The following is a 24667-nucleotide window of genomic DNA, read 5'->3' on the forward strand; positions in this document are numbered from 1 at the left end:
GGCACGGGAACCTCGCTCAGAAGCCTTTCGCCCGCAGGAGCCGTTCGTACAGGGCTTCGAGCCGGTCCACCATGGCCTCCACCCCGTAAACTTCCGCGTCCTGCCTGGCGGCTCTGCCAAACTCCCGCATCCGCTCCGGGTGCAGGAACAGGTCCGTGACGGCCCGGGCCAGGGCCTCGGGGTCTCCGGGAGGGACCAGCACGCCGTTGCGGTCCGGCCGCACCACGTCCACAAGCCCGCTCACCGCGCTCGCGACCACGGGCTTCCCCGCCGCCATGGCCTCCACCGCGGCCTTCCCCATCCCCTCGTTGAGGGAGGGCTGGACCGCCACCTCGAAGAGCGGCACGATCTCCGCCACGTCCCGCCGCAGCCCCAAAAACCGGACGGCGCCGTCCACCCCGAGCTCCCGGGCCCGCCGCTCCAGCTGCGGCCGCAGCTCCCCGTCGCCCACGAACACCACCACCGCCTCGGGCACGCGCTCCCGGATGCGGGGGACGGCCTCCAGGAGCACCTGCACCCCCTTTACGGGCACGAGGCGCGCCACGCACCCGATGATCCGGGCCCGGTCCGGAAGCCCCAACTCCTGTCGCTTTGCTCCCGGGTTGACCGCGGGGGGGCAGAACCGGGAGAGATCTACCCCACTGTGGATCACCTCCAACTGCTCCGGACGACCCACTCCGAGCCGCAAGTGGTCTGCCCGCTCCGCCTCCGTGAGGCAGACGATGGCGTCCGTCCACCGAGCCAGGGCCGCCTCCACCCTCCGCAGGGCCTTCGACCCCAGGGGTCCCAGGTACCCGTGGAAGGCGTGGCCGTGGGGCGTGTGGACCACCACAGGCGCACCCGCCCACCGGGCCGCGATCCGGCCCAGGATCCCCGCTTTCGTGGTGTGGGTGTGCACGAGGTGGTATCGGCCCTGTCGCATCAGCCGGTAGAGCTTCCCTAGGGCCACGGGGTCCTTGAGGGGGTGGGGTGACCGCGTGAGTTCCGGGATCCGCACGAACACCACGTCCTCGGGGACTTCGGACTCCAGACTTCCCTCCGGTCCGAGGCTCGGACCGCTCGCGAGGGTGAGCTCGTAACGGTTGCGGTCGAGGGAGCGGACGGTGAGGAGGGTGTTCTCCTGGGCCCCGCCCACCACGAGGCGCGTGATCACGTGCAGCACCCGGATCCTCCGGCTCACGGCGCCGCCTCCAGCGCCTCGCTCCACACCCGGCGCACCGCCTCCGCCCACGCGGCCTCCATCCGCTCCGCCCGGGCCCTTCCCGCCTCCCCCATCCGACGGCGGAGCTCGGGATCCCGGAGGAGCCTTCCGAGGGCCCGGACGAGCTCACCGGGGTCTTCGGGGTCCACGAGCCATCCCGTGACCCCGTCCTCTACCGCCTCCGCCACCCCGCCGCTCTTCCCGCCGATCACGGGCTTCCCACAGGCCCCCGCCTCTAAGAACACCGTCCCGAACCCCTCGATCCCGTCCCTCGCTTTAAGCGTCCGGCTCGGCATCACGAACACCTCGCAGGCGGCATATAACCCGGGCAGGTCCTCCTCCGGGACGTACCCCGCGAAGATGACCCGGCCTCCGACCCCCAGTTCCTCCGCGAGCCGGCGCAGCCGGTCTTCCTCGGGCCCCGTGCCCGCGATCACGTACCGGACGGGCCCCAACTCCTCCCCCAGGGCCGCGAGGGCCCGGATGACGAGATCGTGCCCCTTGCGTGGCACGAGCCTTCCTACGGTGAGCACCACCCGGCAATCCCGCAGTCCGTATCGCTCCCGCACGCTCCGGGGATCCAGGTCGGGCCGGAACCGGCGGGTGTCGGCAACGGGCGGGAGGACCTCCGTCCTTCTGGGTCGCATTCCCAGGGCCCCGTAGTGATCCAGGGTGAAGCGACTGTTGGCCACCACGAGGATCGCCCCCTCCACCACCCCCCGTGCCAGTCTCCGCACCGCCCGGCTTCGCATGTACGGCGCCATCTCCCCGCCGTGCAGGTAGAGGACGTAGGGGATGCGGTGCCACCGCCGGAGGAGGAGGCCCACGATCCCGAGGTACAGGTGCCCGATGTGGAGCACCCGGATGTCGTCGGAGCGCACGAGCTGGCGGGCGGCGAGGAGCATGCGGCCGATCTGCACCATCCGGGCCGCGGGATGCGGGGAGGTCGGCACCCGGACCCGCACGATGGGGTAGTGCTCGTGGAGGTCGAAGAGGACGTCGTCCGGGAGATGGGGGGCCAGGACCATCACCCGGTCGGGCGGCACGGCCCGGCAGATGTGGGCATACAGCCGCGCCTCCCCGCCCACCATGGGCGGGAAGTCATTGGTGAGGAAAAGGCCCCGCATGGTCCCGCGCGAAGTACGCGACCTTCCCGGAGGGCAGCCGGTCGATCCTCGCCCGGTCCACCTCCACCTGCCATCCGGGCCCCAGGAGGTCTTTGAGCAGATCCCGCGCCCGGAGGAGGTCTAGGCCCGAGCCTCCCGATGCCTCCACGGTCAACCGAGCCGACGTCCGCTGCCGGATCCGAACCCGGCCGCCGAGATGGGGCGGCAGGAGCTCGAAGAGCCGGTCGAGGACCTCGTGGGCGAACCGGACTTCCCCGTCGGCTATGAGCAGGTCCTGCACGCGGCCCAAGGCCCGTACGGCCGGAAGGGCCCGGCCGCAGGGGCAGGCGGTGTCCTCGATGTGCCCCACGTCTCCGATCTCGTACCGCAGGAGGGGAAATCCGCGGTTGTGGAGGGAGGTGACGAGGATGCGGCCGCCCTGGGGAAGCGCCGGATCCCCGAGCGTCTCGAGGTACACGCTCTCCGCGGTGAGGTGCAGGGTGCCCCGAGGGCACTCGAAGGCCAGGCAGCCCACCTCCCCGCTTCCGTACTCCCGCACCGCGGGACATCCGAACGCCTCCTCGATCTCCCGGCGCTGGAAGGTGTAGAGGGGTTCTCCGGTGAGCACGGCCACCTTGAGGTCAGCCGGCGGCTTCTCCCCGCCCTCCAGGATGCGCCGGGCGAGGGCATGGGCCGCGGAGGGGAAGGCATAGAGGTAGGCGGGTCCGTAGGCGCGGATGCGGCGCAGGAGGTGGGGGATCCGTGCCTCGAAGTGGCGGTCCACGGGAAGGCGCAGCCAGTTCATCACCCAGTCCTTGGTGCGGGTGAGAAGGCCCAGGAGACCGCGGGGGCCAGGGCCCAGCAGGACCACGCCCCGCTCCGTGAAATCCGTTCCCCACCACCGCAGGCCCCGCCAGGTGCCCGCCAGATACCACGCGTAGGCGGACCGATCCACGGGAATCCTGAGCCCTCTTCCCCCAGTCCCACCGGATCCCCGGGTGAAGCCCGTGCGGCCCGTGCGGATCCGGGAGGCGTATCGCTCGACCTCCGCACGGGTGAGGGGCGGGGTCCGGGCGTAGTCCTCGAAGCTGAAGGACGCGGAGAGAGGGAGGAGCCGCTCCCGGTAGAAGGAGCTCGCTTCCCGAGCGTAGGCGACCAACGCCCCGAGCCGCTCCCGTTGCTTTTCCCGCACCAGCCACCCCGGATACCACTGCTCCACCCACACCGCAAACCGCGCCCGATCCAGCTCCCGCCCGAAGGAGCGCTGCCCTGCCCGGCGGAGGGTGTCGGCCAGGAAGAGGAGGTGGATCATAAAGAGTCTTCCCGCAGCCACAGCGTCCCCCACACGTAGCCCGCGGCGTAGGTGAGGAGGGTGCCCAGGTAGATCCAGCGGAGGGTCAGTAAGGAGGCGGCCAGGTTCAGGGCGTACCGGAGGGCCCGGCGCACGAGGGAGGTCCGCTCCGCCACGGGCTGGCTGTGGGAAGTGGCCTGGTCGATGACGAACTCCGGGTAGAACTTGCGCACGTAGGCGGCCCCCAGGCCGTTGCGGAAGTACTGCCGGAGGATGCCCCACAGGGTCGGCGGCAACAGGTGGTGGATCCACGCGTTCGGGATCACCACCACCCGGTAGCCCGCCCTGCGCACCTCGCGCCGGAGGTACGGATCGAGCCCCCTCGGGATCTGCTCGTGTTCCCCGCCCACCCGGTAGAAGAGGTCCCGGCGGATGGCAAGACACGGGTGCTCGGCCATGTCGCTGTCCGTCACGTGGTCCACGAGGGGGGAATAGCGGCGGGGCAGCTCCCGCATGGCCCGCCGCACCACCCAGGGCGCGTCCGGGGGTGGGAGGTTGGACACCCCCGCGATGCCGATCCGGGGATCCTCCTCGAAGGCCTGCAGGAGGCGAGCTAAAAGCTCCCGGTGGCCGATCCGGGTGTCGTCGTCCATGGTGACCAGGATCTCGCCCCGGGCGAGGGCGGCACCGGTGTTGATGGCCCGGCCCTGCCGGCGGTCACCCTCCACCAGGATCACCTCGAAGCGCTGCTCGGTCTGCCCCTCGAGCTGCCCGAGGAGTTGGGTCAGGAGCCCGCTGCGGTTCTCGCGGGCCGTGGGGATGATGATGGAAAGGCGCGGGTGCTCGTCTTCCCGGCCGCGGAGCACCCGCACCCGTGGAGGAGGACCTTCCCGGAGATAGCGCACGAAGGACTTCCGGCGCTCGAAGGCCTGCTCGGCGAGCTCAGGGGGAGCCTGGAGCTCCGTCATGTGGGCCGGTAGACCACCCGGGTGATGGCGGGTTCCGCGGGCCTCCAGGTCCAGCTCCCGTGCATCCGGTAGTTCCACCCCACCGCCACCCCGATCCCCAGGAGGTTGCTCAGCAGGTACGGGAGCCCCGCCCCGGTGAGCAGGAGGTAGAGGGCGTACTGGATCGCCGATCCGACCCCCGTCACCGCCCAGTACTGGAGGTAGCGGCGGAGCTTCGTGCGGAGGTTCCGGGAACGCCGGTCCCGCCAGGTGAAGGCATCGTTCCAAAGGAAGTTCCAGGTGATGGCCGTGGCGATGGCAAGGGCGCCCGCGGGCCGGTAGGGCATCCCGGACCGCACGAGTCCCCACAGGGCCCCGGTGTTCACCCCGATCCCGCTTGCGCCCACCAGGAGAAACCGCATAAACCGCAGGTCCTCGGGGTTTGCGGGGAGCAGCCGCAGGAGGTGGCGGAGGTAGTCGAGGTTCTGACGCAGGGTGAGCTTACTCTGGCCCGCGGCCCGGGCCTCGAAGGCGTACGGTACTTCTGCCACCTTCCGGAAGTTCCCCCGTGCCAGGATCTCCAGCAGGATCTTGAAGCCCACGGGCTCCAGACGCACACCCTCCACCACGGACCGGCGGAAGGCGAAGAACCCCGACATGGGGTCGGAGACGAGCCGCGCCCGGCGCAGCAGGAGCTTCGCAAGCCCCGTGGCCACACGGCTTGCAAGCCGCCGGAGGCCGGAAAGGCCCCGGTAGGAGCCGCCGGGAAGATAGCGGCTGGCCACCACCACCTCCGCCCCCGTCTCCTCCAGGGCCCTGAGGAGGTCCGGGATCCGTTCGGGCGGGTGCTGGAGGTCTGCGTCCAACACGCACAGCACCTCTCCCCGGGCCGCCCCGATCCCCTCCACCACCGCGCGGGCAAGCCCGCGCCGGCCCGGGCGGTGCAGCAGCCGGATCCGGGGATCCGACTGGGCGAGGGTCCTGATCACCGCGTCCGTGCCGTCCGTGCTGTCGTCCACGAACAGCAGCTCGTACGGAAGCGCTCCCAAGGCCTGGCGCACCCGGTCCACGAGGGGCCGTATCGCCTCCCGCTCGTTGTACGTAGGCACGATGAGCGAAAGCAAGCCTTCCTTCATCTCCCTCCCACGGCCTGCAGGGTCTTCCCGTACCACGTCTCATAGTACGCCCGGTAGGCCCCGGATCTCACCGCTTCCCACCAGGCACGGTTCTCCCGGTACCACGCCACGGTACGCTCCAGGCCCTCCTCCAGGTCTACCCGGGGTCTCCAGTTGAGGTAGGCCCGGGCGCGGTGGGTGTCCAGGGCGTAGCGACGGTCGTGGGCGGGGCGGTCCCGGACGTGCTGCAGGAGGGAGGCGGGCTTGTCCAGCAGCCGAAGGATGGTGCGGGCCACCTGGAGGTTGGTGACCGTGCGGCCGGAGGCGAGGTTCAGCACGGGCCGGGGATCCGGATGCAGGAGGACCTGCAGCAGCCCCTCGCAGTGATCCTCCACATAGAGCCAGTCCCGCTCCTGCCGCCCGTCCCCGTAGATGGGGACGGGCTGGTCCAGCAGGGCGTTCGTGATCACGAGGGGGATGAACTTCTCCGGAAACTGGTAGGGGCCGTAGTTGTTGGTGCACCGGGTGATCACCACGGGAAGCCCGTACGTCTTCCGGTATGCGAGGCAGAGGAGATCCGCGGCCGCCTTGCTGGCCGCATAGGGGCTGGTGGGGTTCAGGGGGCTATCTTCGGAGAAGCCCACGCCGGGCGGAGCCGGCCCGTACACCTCGTCCGTGCTCACCTGGACGAACCGCCGGATCCCATGCCGGAGGGCTGCCTCCAGCAGGGTTTGGGTCCCCACCACGTTCGCGCGCACGAAGGGCCGGCCGTCGAGGATGCTGCGGTCCACGTGGGTCTGGGCGGCAAGGTGCACCACCGCGTCCAACCCCTCCCGGAAGAGCCCGTTTACGAGCCGCGCGTCCGCCACGTCCCCCCGCACGAACCGGTACCGGGGATCCCGGGCCACATCCTCCAGGTTCGCGAGATTCCCCGCGTAGGTGAGCTTGTCCAGGTTGGTCACCTCGACGTCGGGGAGGGCCCGCAGCAACATCCGGATGAAGTGACTCCCGATGAATCCGGCCCCGCCCGTCACCAGCACCCGCATGCTCCCACCCCCTCTACAGCACCACCTCGGAGTCGTCGCTCACAAACACCCGGAGCCCCCTGGGCCCGTTGGGGGATCGGCGGATCACCACGTGGCGGCCGAGCACGCTGTCCAACAGCCGCTCGATCCCCTCGAGCCGACAGCCCTCCAGGACCACGGAGTGCTCGATGCTGACCTCCCGGAGGATACTGCCCGCCCCGATGGCCGTGTAGGGGCCGATGTAGGAGTCGGTGATGCGGCAGCCCCCGCCGATCACCACCGGGCCCCGCACCACGCTGCGCTCGATCACCGTCCCCTCCTCCACCTCCACCCGCCCGGTGAGCACGGACGCCTCGTCCACCTTCCCGAGGATCCGCGTCTGCGCGTAGGCATCCAGCACCGCCCGGTTGGCCTCCAGGAGGTCGTCCTTCTTCCCCGTATCGAGCCACCACCCCTCCAGGATCACAGTTTCCACCCGACCTCCGGCGTCGAGCAGGGCCTGGATGGCGTCCGTGATCTCCAGCTCCCCTCTCGCAGAGGGGCGGATGCGGGCGATGGCCTCGTGGATCGGGGGACGGAAGAGGTACACCCCGACCAGGGCCAGGTTGCTGGGCGGATCCCGGGGCTTCTCCACGAGGCGCTGCACGCTCCCGTCTCCGTTGAGCACCGCCACCCCGAACCGCCGGGGATCCGGGACCTCCTTGAGGAGGATGAGGGCGTCCGCGGAGCTCCGGGAGAACCGGTCCACGAGGTGGGCCACCCCACCCTGGATGAGGTTGTCGCCCAGGAACATGAGGAAAGGGGCATCCTCCAGAAACGGCCGGGCGGTCCTGACCGCGTGGGCGAGTCCTCCGGGGAACTCCTGCAGGAGGTAGGTGATCCGGATCCCCCACCGTTCGCCTGAGCCCACCGCGGCCCGGACCGCCTCCCCGGTCTCCGGGGAGATGATGACGCCCACCTCCTCGACCCCTGCCTCTGCTACCTGCTCCAGGACGAAGTGCAGGATGGGCTTGTTGGCCACGGGCAGCAGCTGCTTGGCGCTCGTATACGTGAGGGGACGTAGCCGCGTGCCGCGGCCGCCGGAGAGCACAAGCCCCTTCATCCCGTCCATCCGGATCCCCGACTCCCCATCATGGGCCGCCCCCCGCTTAGGTGTCCTGCTCCAAACGAACGAATTCGTCCGATCGTTTCACCGATCTCCTCCTCCGGGCGAGCCGGAGGATGGCTTTGGGGATCAGGCTCAAGGCCAGGACGGCCGCGTACGCGGGGTTTTGGGGCCGCAGCCGAAAGGCCAGAGCCGCGCACCCCCGGGCCTCCTCCACCTCTCCCGCCACCAGCATCTCCCGGGCCAGGAACCAGAACCGGCGGTGCAGGGCAGCGGCCCGGTCTCTAGCGGCCCTCCGCACGTGCGCAGGGAGCTCCGGATCCCGGCTCAGGCGGTGGAGGGACCGGAGGAGGTGCTCCGTGGACTCCCGCCGGCGGGTGTTGGAGAGGGAGCGCGGGTTCCGCCGGTAGACCACGAGGGGCTCGGGGTTGCGGCGGAACGGGGCGCCGGAGCGGGCGAGCTTCAGCAGGAGGCTCACGTCCGGCCCCCACCGCAGGCCTTCCGGGAAGAGATCCGCCCGGAGCAGCGCCTCCCTGGGGACCAGAACCCCGTCCATGGGGATGGGGAACCCACGCACGATGGAAAGTACGGGGTCCGACTCGTCGAAGGGCCCAGCCCCGTCCTGCGTCCGCCGGCCTTCTACCCATGCATCGCAGAACACGAGGCACCCGCCGCCCGAGGCTTCGTAGACCCGGAGCTGGGAGGCAAGGTACCCGGGAAGCCAGAGATCGTCCGCATCGAGGAAGGCCACGAGCTCCCCGCGGGCACTCCGCACCCCGGTGTTCCGGGCCGCGGCCTCCCCGCGGTTGGGCTGGCGGACCAGGCACACCCGGTCCCCGTAGGAGGCCGCGATCTCCGCGGTTCGGTCGGTGGACCCGTCGTCCACCACGACCACCTCGTCCGGGAGCCGGGACTGGGCGAAGACAGAGTCCAAGGCCTCCCGCAGGGAGGCTTCGGCGTTGTAGGCGGGGATGACGAGGGAGACGGTGGGCATCGCCAACCTCCCTACCAGAATGCCCGCGTCGGAATGGTTCCCGCGTACCCCTCCACCCGAACCCCGGTCTCGAAAGAGACCGAGGATATGGGGTGCATCGCGGATCGGAGGTGCGTTCGGACCCGGCCGCGAGGGTCCACGGACTCGGGCTGCCGCGACACAAGCCAGACCCGCCGGCTTCCCCGGACAAGCTCGTGCACCCGTTCCAGGTCCTGCCGGCCGTAGTACCGCACGAAGCGCACGGGCTTCGCGTGGGAACTGAAGTAGAACTCAAACGGCCGCGCCCAGTGCCCGCTCACGACCACGATCCCATCCCCCGGCTGGACCCGCTCGGCCACGTACGCCGCCACGGACCGCCATGGGCCCCAGAGGGGCCTCGGGCCCAGGTACACGCGGGGGAGGGAGAAGAGGTTCAGCGCCACGAGGGCGCCGAGCAAGGTCCAGCCCACAGGCCGGGGCCTGAGGTGGACGGCGGCCACGCCGAGGAGCACGAGGTACCCGATGGAGGCCAGGAGCAAGGTGCGCGGGATCAGGACGTATGTGCCCACGGAGATGGCCTGAAACCGTAGCCCCGCTATCGCCGCGATCCCGAGCGCCCCCAGGCTCGTGCCGACCAGCGCGGCCGCGGACTCCGGCCGCCGCCGGAGGATCCACGATCCGTAGAGGGTCGCGCCTCCAGACCCCAGCAGGATCACGGCCTTGAGCACCGGCCGGCCGGGAGGGAGGAAGTCGCTCGCGAAGGCCACCAGCGCATAGGCCACCTGCTGTAGGGGTAACAGCGCGCTCCCCGGCACCTCCGGCGGACCCGTGCGTCCGAGATGCTGCAGGAGCACGAAGGCCCAGGGCGAGAACCCCGCAAGGGCCGCCCCCACGGAGGTGATCCAAGCTCGGAGCGGCAAGACCCTGCGGGCAGCCCACACCCAAGCCAGGGCCAAGGCCTCCCCTGCCAGGAGCAGGAAAGCGCCGTAGTGGGTATACAGGGCAAGGACGAGGAAGCCCGTGTGAAGGGCCCAGTCGGCCGCCCTCCCGTCGCGCAGCCCCCGGACGAAGCACAGCAGGGCGCAGCTCCCGAGCAGCAGCAGGAGGGCGTACATGCGGAGGTCCTGGGCGTGGAAGACGTGGAGGGGGGAGAGCGCGAAGAGCAGGGCTGCCACCAGTGCGGTGCGCTCGTCCACGAGCTCCCGCCCCAGGGCGTAGACCACGGGCACCGCCGCGGAGCCGAAGACCACGTTGGGGAACCGGAGCCAGAACTCGTCGTTCCCCGCCACCGACCGCCAGAAGTGCAGGAAGACGTAGTACAGAGGGGGGTGGAAGTCGTCCCGGGCGACGAACGCCACGAGGTCCGGAAGCGGTCGGGCCGCCACCAGGGCGCTGTAGGCTTCATCCAGGCCGATGTCCCAGGTCCCCAGCCGCACCAGCCGCAGCCCCGCGGCGAGGGCCACAAGCCCGACGACCCAGGGAACCCGCCTCATCGCACACCCTCCGGCCTTGCGACCCACCGCCCGGCCTGCTCCACGGCCCGGGCGATCCTCCCGTACACCGCCCGGTAACCGGCGCCGTCCGCGCCGTACGGGTCCCGGATCTCCGGGTCACCCTCCAGCAGGAGCCCGAGGAGGAACACCTTCTCCCTGTGCTCGGGGTGCTCGCGCCGGACGCGCTCCAGGTCCGAGGCGTCGAAGGTCAGCACCACCTGCGCTTGCTCCAGCAGGGCGGGCTCCAGCCGCACGGCGCGGTGAAACCGGAGGTCCACTCCGAACGCCGAGGCTGCTTTAAGCGCCTCCGGCGGGGACGTGGCTCCCGGCCGGGCCCGGGTGCCCGCGGCCTGGACCCGCACGGAGCGCGGGAAGATCCGGGCCGCGTACGCCTGCGCAAAGGGGCTGCGGCAGATGTTGCCCCGGCAGACGAAGAGGACGTTGTGGGATGTGGCGAGCCGCCGGCGCAGGCGCGCGCGCTCCATCCCGCGCACGAGCCCAACCCGCAGAGCAAGCCTCCGAACGCGCCACGAGACACGTGCCACGGCCGAGCGGAGGATCTTCCCCACCTCCGCCAGTCCCGGTGCCGGGTCGTCCCGGGTGAGGGTGTCGTTGTGTTCCCGCAGGAGCAGGAGGTTCCGGACCTCGCCGGCCACCTGCCGGGGTGCGGGCGCGAACGGTGGCAGGGAATGCAGGGAGCGGACGTACTCCCGCAGCCACACGAGGTCCAGGGTGAGGTTGCGGCCGTACACGCCCACGCGGTAGGTCTGCGGGAAACCGCGCTCTCCGTGCACGAGCAAGCGGTACAGGTAGTAGGGAAAGTCCGCGCCGCAGGCCACCGCCAGGGGCAGGGATCCCCAGAACCGCCCGTTGATCTCCAGGAACACCCACGCCCCCGTGCGAGGGTTGCGGCGGAACTCCACCATGGCCACCCCGGTGTAGCGGAGCGCGCCCACGAGCCTGCGGGCGGCGTCCAGCAGGTCCGGGTCCAGCCGGACGCTGCGCCGGTAGGAGCTCCCTCCGCCCCGGAGCGGCTCGTGCACCCGCTCGTGCTGGAACGCCACGAGGACCTCCCCCCGGTCCGCCAGCACCTCCACGCCCACCCCGATTCCGGAGAAGAACTCCTGCACGAGCACCGGGTCCGCGTAGCCGGTGCGGTGCAGGAACTCCCGGAGCGCCGGTGGGTCCGGGAAGACCCGCACGCCGCGGCGGTTGGTGAGGTCGGGGTAGGCGAAGGTGGTGGGAGGTTTCAGGACGAGCGGGGGACGGAGGTCCAGGCCCGCAAGGTCCTCCGGGTGCTCCACCACGCGGCTGCGGGGCACGGGGATGCTCAGCGTCCTGGCCAGCTCGTGGCTGCGGATCTTGTCGAAGGCCACCGCGCACGCCTCCTCCTCCGGGAGGGCCAGCCGTGCCAGGCTTTCGAACTCGGACCGGAATGCCCGGATCGGGAGGAGGGTGGGGTCCTCGCACGGGATCAGGAGGTCGAACCGTTCGCGCCCGAGCAGGTTCCGGAGCGCTTCCTTCCAGCCCAGGTCGTCGGGGGAGAAGGGCGGGAGGTCGTGGACGGCCCGGAGGTAACGGGACCGGCGGGCAGGGGAGTCCGGGTCGCACCAGCCCGCGTGTACCTCCACCCCCCTGCGCCCCAGGGACCGGACCACCGCGAGGAACGCCCGGGTGTCCCCGCCGAGCACCAGCACCTTCCCGCTCATCGGCCTTTGCTCCGTAAGGGATTCCGGGCCTGTACCCGGTACATCTCGTAGAACTCGCTCAGGGTGGCGGGCCGGCAGGTGCGGGACGCGCGCTCGAACAGCACCTCCAGGTCCCGGTACAGGTGCTCGATGTGCTCCCGGGTGGGAAACAGGGGGCTACCGCCCGGCATGAGTTCGGACGAGTGCACCATGAACTCCAGGTGCACGCATCCCTCGTGGGCGGCCCGCCGGACGATGCGCAGCATGTGGGGGAGGTTGCGGCGGTCGGGCCGCAACCAGTGCACGGACGGCCAGAACCGGTGGAGGAGGCGACGGGCGAGGGGGACGGAGTTCAACCGTTCCCGCCACGGCCGGAGCGCGGAGGGGCCCGAGGGCACCACGGTCACGGGCACCTCCATCAAGGTAGAGTTCCCCGGGCGGGAGACGTCCTCGAGGTCCACGTAGTACGGGTCCTCGGGGAAGCGGCGGTAGTCCGGCCCGCCGGTCCCTTGCGGAGCCCCGAGGTGCCGCCGCCAGGAGAGGTGCGGGGTCACGGAGCAGTCCACGAGGTAGCCGTGCCGTACCAGGAGCCGCGCGTACGTCTCGTTGAAGCCCCACCGGCCCGCCCGGTGGCTGCGCATCTTCACCCCGAAGGTGTCTTCCAGGACCTGGGTGAGCACCCGGATCTTCTGTTCCATGACGGGCTCGGGGTACTCAAAGAGGTAGGGCTGGTGGTGGAGGTCGTCGGGCGTGAGCGAGACGAGGGGCGGGTTGTTCCAGGCGTGCGGGTGCGCTCCGATCTCCGCGGTGTTGCGCCGCAGCACGTCCCGCCCGAACTCCCGGAACGCCGGGGAAATCGCCATCTCGTACGTGACCAGGTAGGTGGGCCGCAGGCCGTACCGCTCGCAGAGCTCCTGGAACCGGGGAAGATACTCCGCGTTCCGGGTGGTGATCTCCCGGGGCCGGGCCCAGAGGTTGTCGCCTTCCGTGTCCACGGTGATGAGGAAGACGGGAATCATGCCGCGAGCCTCCGGGACGTCCGGCAGAGGTCCTGCCACAGTTCCAGGAACCGGTCCGCGATGCGGGAGACGGCGTACGCCGAGGCCTTCTGAACGTTGCGCTCCGCGAAGGACCCGCGCAGCCGTGGGTCGGAGAGGAGCGCGGTGATGCGGTCGGCGAGGGCCGCCTCGTCCTGCGGTGACACGAGGAAGCCGTTCTGCCCGTCCTCCACGAGGTACGGGATCCCCATCACGCGGCTCGCGACCACCGGGAGCCCGCAGCTCATGGCCTCCAGGAGCACGATCCCGAAGGACTCCACGAGGCTGGGGAGCACGAAGACGTCCGCGGCCCTCATGCACCGGATCACCTCCTCGTGGGGCCGGGCGCCGAGGAAGGCGATCCGGGGGCCGACGCCGGTCCGCTGTGCGAGCGCCCTGAGGTTCCGGGACTCCTCGCCGTCTCCCACCACCAGGAGGAGGGCATCCGGGAAGCGGGCGAGGACCCGAGGGAAGGCTCCGAGGAGGTGGTGCACGCCCTTGATGCGGAGGAGCCGCCCTACGTAGAGGACCACCGGCACTCGGTCCGGAAGGCCCAGGGACCGCCGGGCCTCCTCCCGGCCGAGCCGGTGGGCGTCCCGCATACGCAAGCCGTGCGGGATGACCTGCACGGGCCGGTCCACGAGCTCCCCGGCGCGGCGACGCAGGTCCTCCGTGACCGCCACCACCGCGGTGCTGTGCCGCAGGGCCCACCGGACGTACGTCCGCCGGGCCCACGGGCTCGACTCATAGAGGTCCAGGCCCTGGATGTAGGTGACGGAGGGAATTCCCAGGAGCTTCCCCGCAAGCGTCACGAGGGCCCCGCAGGAGAGCGACTGCCCCTGGATCACGTCCGGTGCCCGGGCCTGCGCGATGCGCAGCAGCATCGCGGCCCTCTGGGCCATCCGGGTGACGGGAACAGGGAGAGGCCGCAGCCGCACCACTTCCACTCCGCCGGAAACCTCGCGGGCCGGTGCGTGACCCCGTGTGTTCACCACCACGGTGACCCGCCCACCCCGGGAGGCCAGCTCCTCCGCCAGGAACGCGGTGGCCATGGCGGTCCCCGCGGTCTTCTCCGGAGGGTACTCGTTCGTGAGGAGGAGGACCTTCATGGGCTAGCTCCGCGGCAACGCCGGCGGGTCCCGGAAGAGGCCGAAAAGAATGGCCAGGGACCGCGCAAGCCACGTCCCGATTCGAATGTCGCCCGGTACAGGACGTAAAAGATCCTGGAGGGCGTAGTAGACGAGCCGAAAGCCCAGCCCCACCAGGGCCACGGCGACGTACAGGGGAAGCCAGCACCGCCCCACGTGCTTCGTGAAAAGGTAGCGCCGGCTCTGCAAGGAGATGAGGGAGGCGCGCTTGGTGCGCCGGGCGTTCACCCCGTAGGCGGCCACCACCCGGACCTGGGGGGCGTAGAGCACCTTCCAGCCGTGCCGGCGGAACCGCCAGCACCAGTCGAAGTCCTCCCCGTAGAAGAAGATGTTGCCGTCCAGGAGCCCCACCTGCTCGATGGCGGTGCGCCGGACCAGCATGACCCCTCCGCCGATGAAGGGAACCTCCACGAGGTGCTCGTTCTCGTGCGGTGCAGCCCCACGCCGTCTCAGTGTGCGTTTGACCCATCGGGCCAGCTGCTGGAGGGACCATTCCGCCACCAGGAAGTGCCAGAAGCCGAGGGTGGAGGGTCCCGGGACGTGGTGGGTGTAGAGGGGCTCCCCGCGGTCGTCCACCTTCATGGGCGCCACCACCGCGGCCTGCGGGTTTTCCCGGGCGATGCGGATCAGTTCGTGGATCTGCTCGGGATGGATCACCACGTCGTCGTCCGCCACCAACACGAACTCGCCCCGGGCCAGACGGATGCCCTCGTTCTTGCCCCGCGCGATCCCCAGGTTGTGGCCCGTCTCCACGAGGTGCACCTCCGGGAACTCCGCGCGCACCATCTCGGCACTCCCGTCCGTGCTGCCGTTGTCCACCACGATGACCTCCAGCCGGAGGGAAGAAGGACCGCGGAGGGCTGCCAGACCTTTGCGGAGCCGGTCCCGCTTGTTCCAGTTGAGGAACACCACGGAGCAGTCCGGGACCGCGGGTCGTGTCCGCGGACTTCCGGAGGGGTGCCGGGTCCGGATCACGCGAGGATCCCCTCCTTCCGCAGGGCGAAGGAAAGGAGTCGCCGGTACAGCTCCCGGCGCTCCCGGAGGGCGGAGCCGGGACGGAGGCGGTGCAGGAGTTCCAGGATCACGGCCCTTGGGAGCGCGTTCAACAGCAGGAGGAGCCGGAACAGCAGGACGCCCATCTTGCCGTAGTGCTTGTGGACGTACTTCTCCTGGACCGGCGGCCCGCCCACGAACCGTGGGTCGAGAGGGCCTGTGCGGCTGCCCCGGCCGTGGTGGACCACCTCCGCCCGGGAGAGGGAGAGGAACCGCAGGCCCGCGCGGGCGGCCCGGTGACACCAGTCCGTGTCGGCGCCGTAGAAGAAGTCCTCGTCCAGCAGCCCCACCCGCTCGAAGGCCCGCCGCGGCACCATCACGGCCGCGGAGCACACCCACTCCACCTCCCGGTCGGTCCGGTGGTCCCACCGCCGGTAGTCGTCCACGAGTCCCAGCCGGCCCAGTCCCAGGGCGTTGATGAGCAGCGCCTTGAGGGGAAAGCGCCAGCAGGATTGCTGCACGGACCCGTCCGGGTTTAGCAGCTTGGGGGCCACGGCGCCGAGGTCCGCCCGGGCGTCCAGCTTCGCGCACATCTCCCGCAGAGCGCCGGGACGGAGCACCGTGTCCGAGTTGAGCAGCAGGACGTTCCGGCCGCGGCTCCGCCGGATGCCGAGGTTGTTGCCCGCCGAGTAGCCCAGGTTCTGCTGAGTTCGGAGGAGCAGGACGTCCGGGAAGTGCTGGGCCACCCACTCGGGGCTCCCGTCCGTGGAGGCGTTGTCCACCACGATGACTTCCACCTTGAGCCCACTCCGCCGCGCGTCCTCGAGCACGGAGGTCAAGCAACCGTGTAGCAGCTCCCGGGTGTTGTGGTTCACGACGACCACGGAGACGTCCACGCTAGACACGGCACACGCTCCGGCATTCCTCGTAGATCCGCAGGAGCTCCTCCACGTGCTCCCGGATGGAAAGCGGCGGCCTCGTGTTCGCGGAAAAGCGCGCCACGAGGTCCGGGCTCTCCGCCACGAGCAGGATCAGCCGGCGCAGGGCCGCCGCATCGCCGGACGGAAACAACAGGCCGTTGTGCCCGTGCTCCACCCACTCGGGAAGAGCGCCGAGGGCGGAGGCGATGACCGGGACCCCGGCCGCCTGCGGTTCCAGGGCCGTGAGCCCCACGGTCTCCTGAAACAGGGTGGGGACCACGGCCACGTCGATTCCCTCCAGGATCCGGGGAAGGTCTTCCCGGCGGTAGGGCCCGTAGAACTCGAGCGGCCGGCCTCCCGCAAGCCGCCGTAGCTCCTCGCAGGTCCGGGCGCTTGCGGGGCCGAAGAACAGGAACCGGGCCCGGTCGGCCGGGATCTCCCGGGCCACCTGCGCGAGGAGGTGGGCGCCCTTGAAGGGAGAGAGGCGGCCGAGATACCCGAACCGGACGGGCGAGGACGCATGCCGCACCCGCCACCGGACGCGGCCGACGACCCCGAGACCGAGGGGCAGAACCTGCATCCGGCCCTCCGGGACCCCGTGCCGCCCGTAGACGTCCCGCACGAACCCGGAGACCGCGAGCAGCCGGTCCGCGCCCAAAAGATCCTCCACAAGCCGACGGGTCCGCTCCCCGTGGGTCCGCACATCCTGCAGGAGGGGAAGGCGCGTCGGACGGCCTGAACCCTCCCGCGGGCCGTGGGCGCTTGCCCGCAGGTACAGGTTCGCCGCGCGCTCCACGGCCGTGCGCAGGGGGCCTGAGGGAAGCACCGCGAGCAGCCTGCGGTACAGCCTCCGCCGGCGGCTCTCCGTCCGGGCGCAGAACCGGGCGCAGTTCACCCCCTCGTCCGGCCCTCCGCAGGGCGTCCCGTCGGTCCGTACGAGGGAGATGCGGGTACACAGGGCCCAGAAGTCGTGGAGGGTGACCACCACGGGGAGGCCGGTCCGTTTTGCCGACCGGAGCAGGGAGCCCGTAAAGCCCATCAGGGAGTGGACGTGGACCACGTCCGGCCGGACCTCCTCGAAGAAGGTCGTGAGCAGGCGGTCGAGCGCAGAGCACCCGCGATCCTGGAGGGGCCGGTCCACGGAGAGGGCGGGCGGGGCCGGGGAGTTCACGAGGGATACAAGCCGGATTCCCTGCTCGATCCGGCGCCGTAGCCTCGAGCCCGGGACCCAGCTCCGCTCCGCGCCGTACAGGTGGACCACCTCAATCCCCCGGCCCCGGAGCTCTGCGAGGAGGTCCCGGCAGTACGCGGCCACCCCGCTACGGCCGCGGAAGGGATGGTCGTAGGTCACGAGGAGCACCCTCATGGCGAGACGAAGAACACCTCGTACGGGGTGAGAAACCCCCGCAGGAACCCCTCCCCCCATGCCCCCAGGGCCTCGAACTGCGCGACCTGGGACCGGTAGGCCCAAAGCGCCTGCCGCTTGACCTCCAGGAACTCCGCCACGCGGACCCGAACCGCCCGGCGGGCGTCTGCGAGGTGCCGCAGGGCCGCCCACCGGGCCCGTCCCCGGAGCCTCCGCCAGATCCACGGCCCGTACCAGATGGGATACTCGTACAGGCGCGTCCCGGACCGCCGGCAGGCCCGGCCGATGAGGTAGGCGGCCACGTGATCGGGGTGGTACTCCCGTCCGTACGGGGCGAAGAGGTCCTCGATCCCCAGCTCTTCCACGAGCGTCCGAATCCGGGCCCGTGCGGTCCCCAGGTGGTCTGAGAGTCCGCCGTCCGGAAACCGCAGGAAGAAGAGGTGGTCTTCGGGGACGCCCAGGGCTGAGGCCGCCTCCCGGGCCTCCCGTTCCCGCAGGGCCGCGGCCTCCTTCGGGTCGGAGAGCCCGTTGCGGCCGTCCGTCAGGTAGGCGATCCACACGGGGGTTTCGAGGTGCACCTTGGAGGCGATGAGCCCTCCGCAGCCCAGGACCTCGTCGTCGGGGTGCGGGCTTAAGACCAGGGTCCGCCGCCCGGTCAGGTCCGCGGTGCAGTCCCGGGCAAGGCTTTCGAGGAGCCGGCGCATCATGGGGTCCCCCCGTTGCGGAGCCGTCCGATCACGTAGCCCGCAGCCTTCCACGTCGCCAGCTCGTGCCGGAACGCACGGCTTCCCTCTCCCGTGGCGTACAGGAGGGCGGACTTCGCGGCGTCCTTGGCCGCCTGCAGGACCACCCCTCGCCTGGCCGAGAAAGCCGCCTCCGTGCGGCCCTGCCAGTACGCCCGGCGCCGGAAGAAACTCCTGGTGAGCCGCTCCGGTGTAATCAGGTGTGCCACGGAGGCCTCGCCGCAGTAGTACACGGCCCCTCCGGCCCGCTGGATGCGCCAGCACAGCTCGATGTCCTCCCCGCTCAGCAGCTGCTTTCCGAACCGCCCGAGCTGGCCGCGGAACCCGCCTACCTGATCCAAGGCCTCCCGCCGGACGGCGAGGTTCGCGCTGATGAGGCCCCTCGGGAATTCGATGCGTACGAGCTCCTCCCCGAGATCCTGCTCGCTGAGGTAACTGGTCACGAGCCCGTCGAGGGGCACCAGCCATCCCGGGAGTCGGTCCGGGAGCCTCAAGGTCACCTTCCCCCCGATGGCCCAGGCGTCGGGGACCCGCGCGTAGGCACTGGCCAGAGCCCCCAGCCAGGTGGGTTCCGCGGTCACGTCGTCGTCCAGGAATGCGAGGATCTCGCCCCGGGCCGCGGCGATGCCGGCGTTCCGGGCCGCGCTGGAGCCCTGGACCGGCTCGAACACGTACCGCACCTCTACCGCGGCCGCCCGGGCGATCCTTTCCACCACCTCCCGGGTGTGGTCGGTGGAGTTGTTGTCCACCACGATCACCTCGTCGGGGGCGCTTGTCCGCTGGGCCAGGACGCTCCGCAGGGTGAGGCCGAGGAGCTCGGCCCGGTTGTACGTGGGGATCACCACGGAGAACCTCACGGGCCTCCCCCCGAGAGCCCGCGCAGCACCAGGCCCCGAAGCCACCGCCGCCTGCGGGAGGGACGGATCTCCTCGGGGGAGCGAAACCCCAGGCCCAGGGGCACCATGGGCACAAGCCCGCCCCGGCGGACGATGCCGTAGATCTCCTCCACCACCGCGATCCGCTCCCGCAGGACCGCCGCGTAGGCGGGGCTCAGGAGGAGCCGGGCGAACCCGGTTCCGAACAGCAGCCGGTGGGCGCGGCCGAGGGGGCCGCCCGACAGGGCGTAGGTGGAGAACTGGCCCAGGTAGAAGGTGGGATACACCTCCACCCGGGGATCCACCCCCACGTGCCGCCACCACCGGCCCGCAGGACGCCTGGAGGCGTCCCCGGCCTGTAGCGGGAATTCAAAGACGTAGTACCGGCCGTCCGCCCACGGCACGCACTCCCGCACGGGCTCGGGAGCCACGACCCCGCTTTGTGCCAGGTGCTCCGCCAGCGCCCGGTCTGCCTCCCGGAGCCCCCGCACCACCGTCGCCGCCGCCTCCCTCGCGCCCTGAAAATCTGCCGCTCCCTCGCACACCCGGTCCCGCAGCCTTTGCACCGCTTCCTCGCCCTCCTCATGCACGGGCCGTCCGAGCAGCCCGGAGGCCAGGCGCAGGGAGCGGACGCAGGAGGTGAGGAGCAGGATGAGGCCACGCAGCCCCACGTTCTCCCCTTCCCAGGATCGCAGCACGGACCGGACACAGAAGCTGAAGTCCACGTACTCCGCAAGCGCAAGCCACGGCCCGACTTCGGGCGGAGGCGGAGGGACCTCGAGGGGATCTCCCCAAAGCTGTCCCAGGCCGTCGAGGGTGTGCACCCACCGTACTCGATCCACCACGCCCTCCGGCACCACCACGGGCGGGTGAGCGAAGAGGTACTGGGCGAGCGCCCCTCCCCGGGTGGCCGCGAGGATGCCCTGCAGGGTCCACGCGTCCGCACCGTCCGAGACCACCACCAGGACATCCAGGTCCGAAATCCCGGGATGACGGAGGCTGCCGAACCGGAACACCGCCCGCACGTGGGGAAGCCGGGACACGTACCCCACGAACCGGTCCAACACCCGGCCGTACTCCGCGAGGGTGAGGGGCTGGACGTCCCGGTACATCCGGCCTATCCCTCCGGGCTCTCCAGGAGTTGGAGGACTCTGCAGGCGAACCGTCGCGCCTCCGCGTAGAAGTCCGTGCGCCAGAGAAACCGGACCAGCTCGGACGAAGGGGGCGGTGCGTACCGGGCGGCGAGTCGCCGGTACAGGGCCGGGTTCCGCAGGCGACGGAGGCTCACCGCACGCAGGAGCGCCTCCCGAGGTCCCGGCCGATAGGGCCACCGCTCCCGCAGCTCCGTGGCGACCTCCACCGCGCGCCACGTTCCGTCGAAGCGGGACCGCGCCCGCTCGAACGCGAACTTCTTGTAGCAGGGTTCTCCCGCCGCCCCGAGGTACAGGGCCGGCAGCAGCATCACCCGGGCCAGGAGGTCCTTGAGCGCCCACACGTTGCGGGGCGGGCGGTCGCGCCGCACGAGGCCCTCGGCCATCCGCTCGGCCTGCCGCCGGTAGGCCCGCGCATCGCCCCGGACCCGGATCCGTAACACCTGAGGACCGACCACCGCGGTGGCGTACGGCAGAGCTTCAGGCGGGAGGTGCGCGGGCGGGTAGCGTCGGAGGTCGAGCTCCGTAAGCACGAAGTGCCCGTGGTGCTGCAGGGCGTCGTGCTCGTACAAGAACCGCGCGGCCTCCACGCACCCCCGTGCGCAGGCCATGAGCCGCTCCGCGTCCAGGACCGTCTCCCGCCGCACCACGAGAAGATCGTCCAGGTCCGAGTACGGGGTGTAGTCCAGGGTGGAGAGGCTCCCGTGGAGGTAGAACCCGAGGAGGTGCGGTGCGAGCGCTTCCCGCACGTACTCCCCCAGGTGCACCACCGCCCCGAGCCCCTGCTCCCGGTATGTCCCGGGGTCGAATCCCCGCAGCACCCGCACCTCCCGATCCGCGCCATCCTCCAGGTGCCGGTCGAGCTCTCCGTAGAGGGCCGAGAGGAGCCGTGCCGCCCCCTCGAAGGACAAAAACCGACAAGACGCTCCTTCCTCCGCGAGCTCCCGAATCCGGCCGGGGAGATCGCCTGCAAGCTCCCGCAGAGCCACCACCGCGGACTTGAGCACGTCCCAGGGCACGCGGCTCCCGCGCAGGTCGAGGGGCAAGAGCAGTTCCCGGCGGTGACTTCCGGGCACCACGAACTCGCCGTTGAGGTAGGTGTGCAGTGCGCCCAGGAGCGCGTCCTGGAACCGGTCGAGGGCCGCGGTGTCCTTTGCCTCAGGAGCTCCAATCCCTGCCGGAGGTTCGGTCTCGGAGGCTGCCTGCCAGGACCACCGGTGCGGGAGGACGAACCGGCCGGCGAAGAGCGGCCGGTTCGTATCCACCACGAACCGGCGGATGCCCCAACGCCAATCGTACGGGGCGGTGAGGGTCTCGTCCCACAGGCCCACGTTCACTTCGTACAGGCCCGGCCCGAGGCCCAGTTGCGGCACGAGGAGATCCACCCACCCGCGCCCCTCCACGGCGGAGATCCGGAGATCCTCGTTCCGGGTGTCCATGCCCGTGTACACGGTCCAGTCGCTGCTGTTGAAACTCACGGACACCTGGGGCCGCTCCACCCGCTCGCGCGCCAGGTACTCCACCCGCACCACCAGGTCCTCGCCCATCCGGAAGGTGGGCCGCTCCCGGCCGGACCGGTCCAGCAACCGCACCGCGAGGATTCGAAGCCGGTCGTCTCCCTGCCGGGCCGGTACTCGGGGCCGCAGGGCCGCCTCCGGTGCCGAGGCGCCCGTCTCGTCCAGGTACCGGTAGTACTCCGCGATGACCTGCGGGGTAGGTCCCCGGGCCGCGATACGGCCGTCGAGCAGGAGGATGGTCTCCGGGCAGATGCGCTGGACGTTCGCGAGCTGGTGGCTCACGAGGAGGATGGTGACCCCTTGGTCCCGCATCTCCCGGATGCGGCGGAGGCACTTGCTCTGGAACGCGGCGTCCCCCACGGCCAGCACCTCGTCCACCAGGAGCACGTCCACGTCCATGTGGGCCGCCACCGCGAATCCCAGCCGCACCTGCATCCCGGAGGAGTAGTGCTTCACGGGGGTGTCCACGAAGGGCCCGATCTCCGCGAACTCCACGATCTGGTCGAACTTGCGCCGGATCTCCCGGCCCCGGAGGCCCAGGATGGCCCCGGAGACGTAGATGTTCTCCCGACCCGTGAGCTCCGGGTGGATGCCCGCACCCACCTCGATGAGCGCCCCCACCCGGCCCCGGAGGCGGATCGTCCCCTCCGTGGGGTGGGTGATGCGGGCGATGAGCTTGAGGGTGGTGCTCTTGCCGCTGCCGTTCGGCCCGATGATGCCCAGGGCCTGTCCGGGCTTTACCTCGAAGCTCACCTCCCGCAGCGCCCAGAACGCCTCCCGCCGGTGGGCCCAGGACCAGGGCACGAGCAGAGTCAGGAGGTCGTCCCGGAGCGACCGGTACCGGGCCGATCCCTTCCGGTAGCTCTTGGAGACGCGGTCGAGGACGACGGCGTAGCTCAAAAGCGACCTCCTAGATCACGTCCGCGAAGTTCCGCTCCACGTAGCAGAAGTACCGGTAGCCCACGAAGAGCACGAGGAGGGCGGTGGCGGAAGCGGCTCCCACCAACAGGGCGTCCGGAGCCGAGGCCCGCAGCACCGCGGCCCGCCACCCCTCCACCACCGCCGCCATGGGGTTGAGGAGCGCGTACCAGAGGCGGTAGCCCGCCGGGACCATGCTCATGGACCACACCACCGGGGTGGCGTAGAGCCACACCTGCAGCGCGATGGGAAGCACGTACCGGACGTCCCGGTAGTACGCGTTGAAGGCGCCCAACAGCAGCGAGACCCCGATCATGAAAGCCACCTGGAGCAGGAGCAGGGGAGCGACGTACACCAGGTGCCAGCCTACGGAGACCTTGTAGTAGGCCAGCAGTAGTCCGAAGACCCCCGCGGAGACGAGGAAGTCCACCCCGCTCGTGAGCATGCTCGACAGCGGCAGCACCGCCCGGGGGAAGTACACCTTCTTGATGAGGGCGCCCCCGCCGGCCACGCTGGTGATGGCCGATGAGGTGGCCGAGGAGAAGAAGTTCCAGGGCAGCAGCGCCGCATAGGAGAACACGGGATACGGAACGCCCTCACTTGGGAGCCGGGCGAACCGGCCGAACACCACCGTGAAGATGAACATCATGGTGAGGGGCTGGATCGCGGCCCACGCGACACCGAGGAGCGACTGCTTGTACCGCACCCGGACCTCCCGCATCCCCAATGCCCACAGCAGCTCCCGGTGCGCGAAGACCTCCCGTAGACCTACAAGCAACCCCGGAGGCGGATCCTCGGCCCGGATCACCACTTCAGGGAGGGATGTGCGGATCATGCCGTCCTCCTGCGCTCGGTCCGATGGAGGCGGATCGCCTCCTCGTAGGCCTCCAGGGTGCGGGCCGCCGCCCGCGGCGGGGTGTACTCCTGCAAGACCCTCTCCCGTCCCATCCGTCCCATCTCCCGGCGGCGGTCGGGATCCAGGAGGAGCGCGCCGATGGCCTCCGCGAGCTGTTCGGGGTCGCCGGGAGGGACGAGGAACCCCGCTTTTCCGTCCGCCACGATCTCGGGAATCCCCCCCACGGCACTGGCCACCACCGGGACCCCGCAGCTCAAGGCCTCCAGCACCGTGTTGGGGAAGTTGTCCCAGAAAGCGGGCAGCACCACCACGTGGCACCGTTGGTAGAGGCCGGCCAGCTCGTGCCGGGGAAGGGGCTCCAGGAACCGGATGGATCCCTCGGCTCCGTTGTTCCGGAGGATGGATCGCACGCGCTCCCGGGTGGACCCCTGGCCCGGGACCACGTGGTCGGATCCCACGCATAGGAACCGTGCCTCCGGGATCTGCCGCAGCACGCGCGGGATGGCCTCCGCGAGCACCAGGGCCCCCTTGAGGGGCGCCAGCTTCCCGACGTACAGGACGGTGGGCTCTCCCGCGGGCGGGGAAGGGGCAGGGGAGAAGAGCTCGTGGTCGACGGCGTTGGGGACCACCCGGATGCGGCGGGGCGGGATCCCGAACCGGGCCGCCACGGCGCGCGCCAAAGCCCGGCTCGCGCAGGTGTTCAGGGTGGCCCGCCGGGCCGCGGTCCGCTCCATCCAGTGCACGACCCACCCGCCGGGACCGAGCCTTTTCCCCGCGGCCTCGTTGACCAGGAACAGGGGCGTGTGCAGCCGCACCACGTGCGCGAGGTCCACCCCGTTCCGCAGGAGCACCAGCCCCTCCGCCCCGTGCTCCGGGCTCTGTACCACGTCCAACCCCTCCTCCCGGAAGATCTCCCGCACCCGCTCGGCCGCGGCCCGCGAATAGGCGTAGGCGTCGAGGAAGCTCTGGGGGCCCGTGAGGGGCCGGGCCGCCCGCTGGAGGAGGTCCTGCGGAGGGAGGATCCGGTGCACCACCACGCCCTCCTCCAGCCTCACGGAAGGTACGGCGGTGGCCCGGGCCACCACGTGCACCCGGTGCCCCGCCTGCGCGAGCGCCCGGGCCAGGGTGTACGTGTACGTCCCGATCCCGCCGCCCCGGACTTCGGGCGGGTACTCCTGGCAGAAAAGGCAGATGCGCAT

General features: G+C 70.8%; 21 protein-coding genes. All 21 read right to left on the reverse strand.

Translation table 11 applies throughout. The annotated features are described in order from the left end of the window. Positions 1 to 16: 16 nt before the first annotated feature. From QN206_09390 to QN206_09490, 21 genes are read right to left on the reverse strand one after another with little or no spacing between them, the layout of a single operon-like run. Positions 17 to 1180, reverse strand: coding sequence for a glycosyltransferase family 4 protein (locus tag QN206_09390; protein MDR7615018.1), 1164 nt, complete (start codon positions 1178 to 1180; stop codon positions 17 to 19). Further along, complete coding sequence (locus tag QN206_09395) at positions 1177 to 2328, reverse strand: glycosyltransferase family 4 protein (GenBank protein ID MDR7615019.1); 1152 nt, start codon at positions 2326 to 2328, stop codon at positions 1177 to 1179. Before QN206_09395 ends, QN206_09390 begins: the two co-directional genes overlap by 4 nt. Beyond that, a complete protein-coding gene (locus tag QN206_09400; GenBank protein ID MDR7615020.1) occupies positions 2303 to 3619 on the reverse strand; it encodes a hypothetical protein in 1317 nt (438 codons plus the stop codon). Before QN206_09400 ends, QN206_09395 begins: the two co-directional genes overlap by 26 nt. After that, on the reverse strand, positions 3616 to 4566 hold the full coding sequence (locus QN206_09405) for a glycosyltransferase (GenBank protein MDR7615021.1): 951 nt from the start codon (positions 4564 to 4566) through the stop codon (positions 3616 to 3618). Before QN206_09405 ends, QN206_09400 begins: the two co-directional genes overlap by 4 nt. Continuing rightward, positions 4563 to 5681 (reverse strand): glycosyltransferase family 2 protein, encoded by a 1119-nt coding sequence (locus QN206_09410; protein ID MDR7615022.1) that lies wholly within the window; start codon positions 5679 to 5681, stop codon positions 4563 to 4565. The genes QN206_09405 and QN206_09410 overlap by 4 nt, the downstream gene beginning before the upstream one ends. After that, positions 5678 to 6706 carry a dTDP-glucose 4,6-dehydratase gene (rfbB, locus tag QN206_09415; GenBank protein MDR7615023.1) on the reverse strand — a complete coding sequence of 343 codons (1029 nt, stop codon included), beginning with the start codon at positions 6704 to 6706 and terminating at the stop codon, positions 5678 to 5680. Before rfbB ends, QN206_09410 begins: the two co-directional genes overlap by 4 nt. Positions 6707 to 6719: 13 nt before the next feature. Further along, positions 6720 to 7787 (reverse strand): glucose-1-phosphate thymidylyltransferase, encoded by a 1068-nt coding sequence (locus QN206_09420; GenBank protein MDR7615024.1) that lies wholly within the window; start codon positions 7785 to 7787, stop codon positions 6720 to 6722. A gap of 46 nt (positions 7788 to 7833) precedes the next feature. Then, positions 7834 to 8784, reverse strand: coding sequence for a glycosyltransferase family A protein (locus QN206_09425; protein MDR7615025.1), 951 nt, complete (start codon positions 8782 to 8784; stop codon positions 7834 to 7836). Between the two features lie 11 nt (positions 8785 to 8795). After that, complete coding sequence (locus tag QN206_09430; GenBank protein ID MDR7615026.1) at positions 8796 to 10256, reverse strand: glycosyltransferase family 39 protein; 1461 nt, start codon at positions 10254 to 10256, stop codon at positions 8796 to 8798. Beyond that, positions 10253 to 11965, reverse strand: coding sequence for an ATP-grasp domain-containing protein (locus tag QN206_09435; GenBank protein ID MDR7615027.1), 1713 nt, complete (start codon positions 11963 to 11965; stop codon positions 10253 to 10255). Before QN206_09435 ends, QN206_09430 begins: the two co-directional genes overlap by 4 nt. Beyond that, a complete protein-coding gene (locus tag QN206_09440; GenBank protein MDR7615028.1) occupies positions 11962 to 12963 on the reverse strand; it encodes a deacetylase in 1002 nt (333 codons plus the stop codon). The genes QN206_09435 and QN206_09440 overlap by 4 nt, the downstream gene beginning before the upstream one ends. After that, positions 12960 to 14090, reverse strand: a complete 1131-nt coding sequence (locus tag QN206_09445) for a glycosyltransferase (protein ID MDR7615029.1) — start codon at positions 14088 to 14090, stop codon at positions 12960 to 12962. The genes QN206_09440 and QN206_09445 overlap by 4 nt, the downstream gene beginning before the upstream one ends. 3 nt (positions 14091 to 14093) lie before the next feature. Further along, entirely contained in the window at positions 14094 to 15104 is a 1011-nt protein-coding gene (locus QN206_09450; GenBank protein MDR7615030.1) for a glycosyltransferase family 2 protein, read from the reverse strand. Continuing rightward, on the reverse strand, positions 15101 to 16027 hold the full coding sequence (locus QN206_09455; protein MDR7615031.1) for a glycosyltransferase family 2 protein: 927 nt from the start codon (positions 16025 to 16027) through the stop codon (positions 15101 to 15103). The genes QN206_09450 and QN206_09455 overlap by 4 nt, the downstream gene beginning before the upstream one ends. Continuing rightward, positions 16020 to 17408 carry a glycosyltransferase family 4 protein gene (locus QN206_09460; protein ID MDR7615032.1) on the reverse strand — a complete coding sequence of 463 codons (1389 nt, stop codon included), beginning with the start codon at positions 17406 to 17408 and terminating at the stop codon, positions 16020 to 16022. The genes QN206_09455 and QN206_09460 overlap by 8 nt, the downstream gene beginning before the upstream one ends. Further along, positions 17405 to 18115: a PIG-L deacetylase family protein gene (locus QN206_09465; protein ID MDR7615033.1), complete on the reverse strand. Its 711-nt coding sequence runs from the start codon at positions 18113 to 18115 to the stop codon at positions 17405 to 17407. Before QN206_09465 ends, QN206_09460 begins: the two co-directional genes overlap by 4 nt. Continuing rightward, entirely contained in the window at positions 18112 to 19008 is an 897-nt protein-coding gene (locus QN206_09470; GenBank protein ID MDR7615034.1) for a glycosyltransferase, read from the reverse strand. Before QN206_09470 ends, QN206_09465 begins: the two co-directional genes overlap by 4 nt. Continuing rightward, complete coding sequence (locus QN206_09475) at positions 19005 to 20138, reverse strand: hypothetical protein (GenBank protein ID MDR7615035.1); 1134 nt, start codon at positions 20136 to 20138, stop codon at positions 19005 to 19007. The genes QN206_09470 and QN206_09475 overlap by 4 nt, the downstream gene beginning before the upstream one ends. Positions 20139 to 20143: 5 nt before the next feature. Next, positions 20144 to 22594 carry an ABC transporter ATP-binding protein gene (locus QN206_09480; protein MDR7615036.1) on the reverse strand — a complete coding sequence of 817 codons (2451 nt, stop codon included), beginning with the start codon at positions 22592 to 22594 and terminating at the stop codon, positions 20144 to 20146. Between the two features lie 10 nt (positions 22595 to 22604). Then, on the reverse strand, positions 22605 to 23447 hold the full coding sequence (locus QN206_09485) for an ABC transporter permease (protein MDR7615037.1): 843 nt from the start codon (positions 23445 to 23447) through the stop codon (positions 22605 to 22607). After that, positions 23444 to 24667: a glycosyltransferase family 4 protein gene (locus QN206_09490; GenBank protein ID MDR7615038.1), complete on the reverse strand. Its 1224-nt coding sequence runs from the start codon at positions 24665 to 24667 to the stop codon at positions 23444 to 23446. Before QN206_09490 ends, QN206_09485 begins: the two co-directional genes overlap by 4 nt.

The sequence above is a fragment of the Armatimonadota bacterium genome (assembly GCA_031460175.1).
Classification (GTDB): domain Bacteria; phylum Sysuimicrobiota; class Sysuimicrobiia; order Sysuimicrobiales; family Sysuimicrobiaceae; genus Sysuimicrobium; species Sysuimicrobium tengchongense.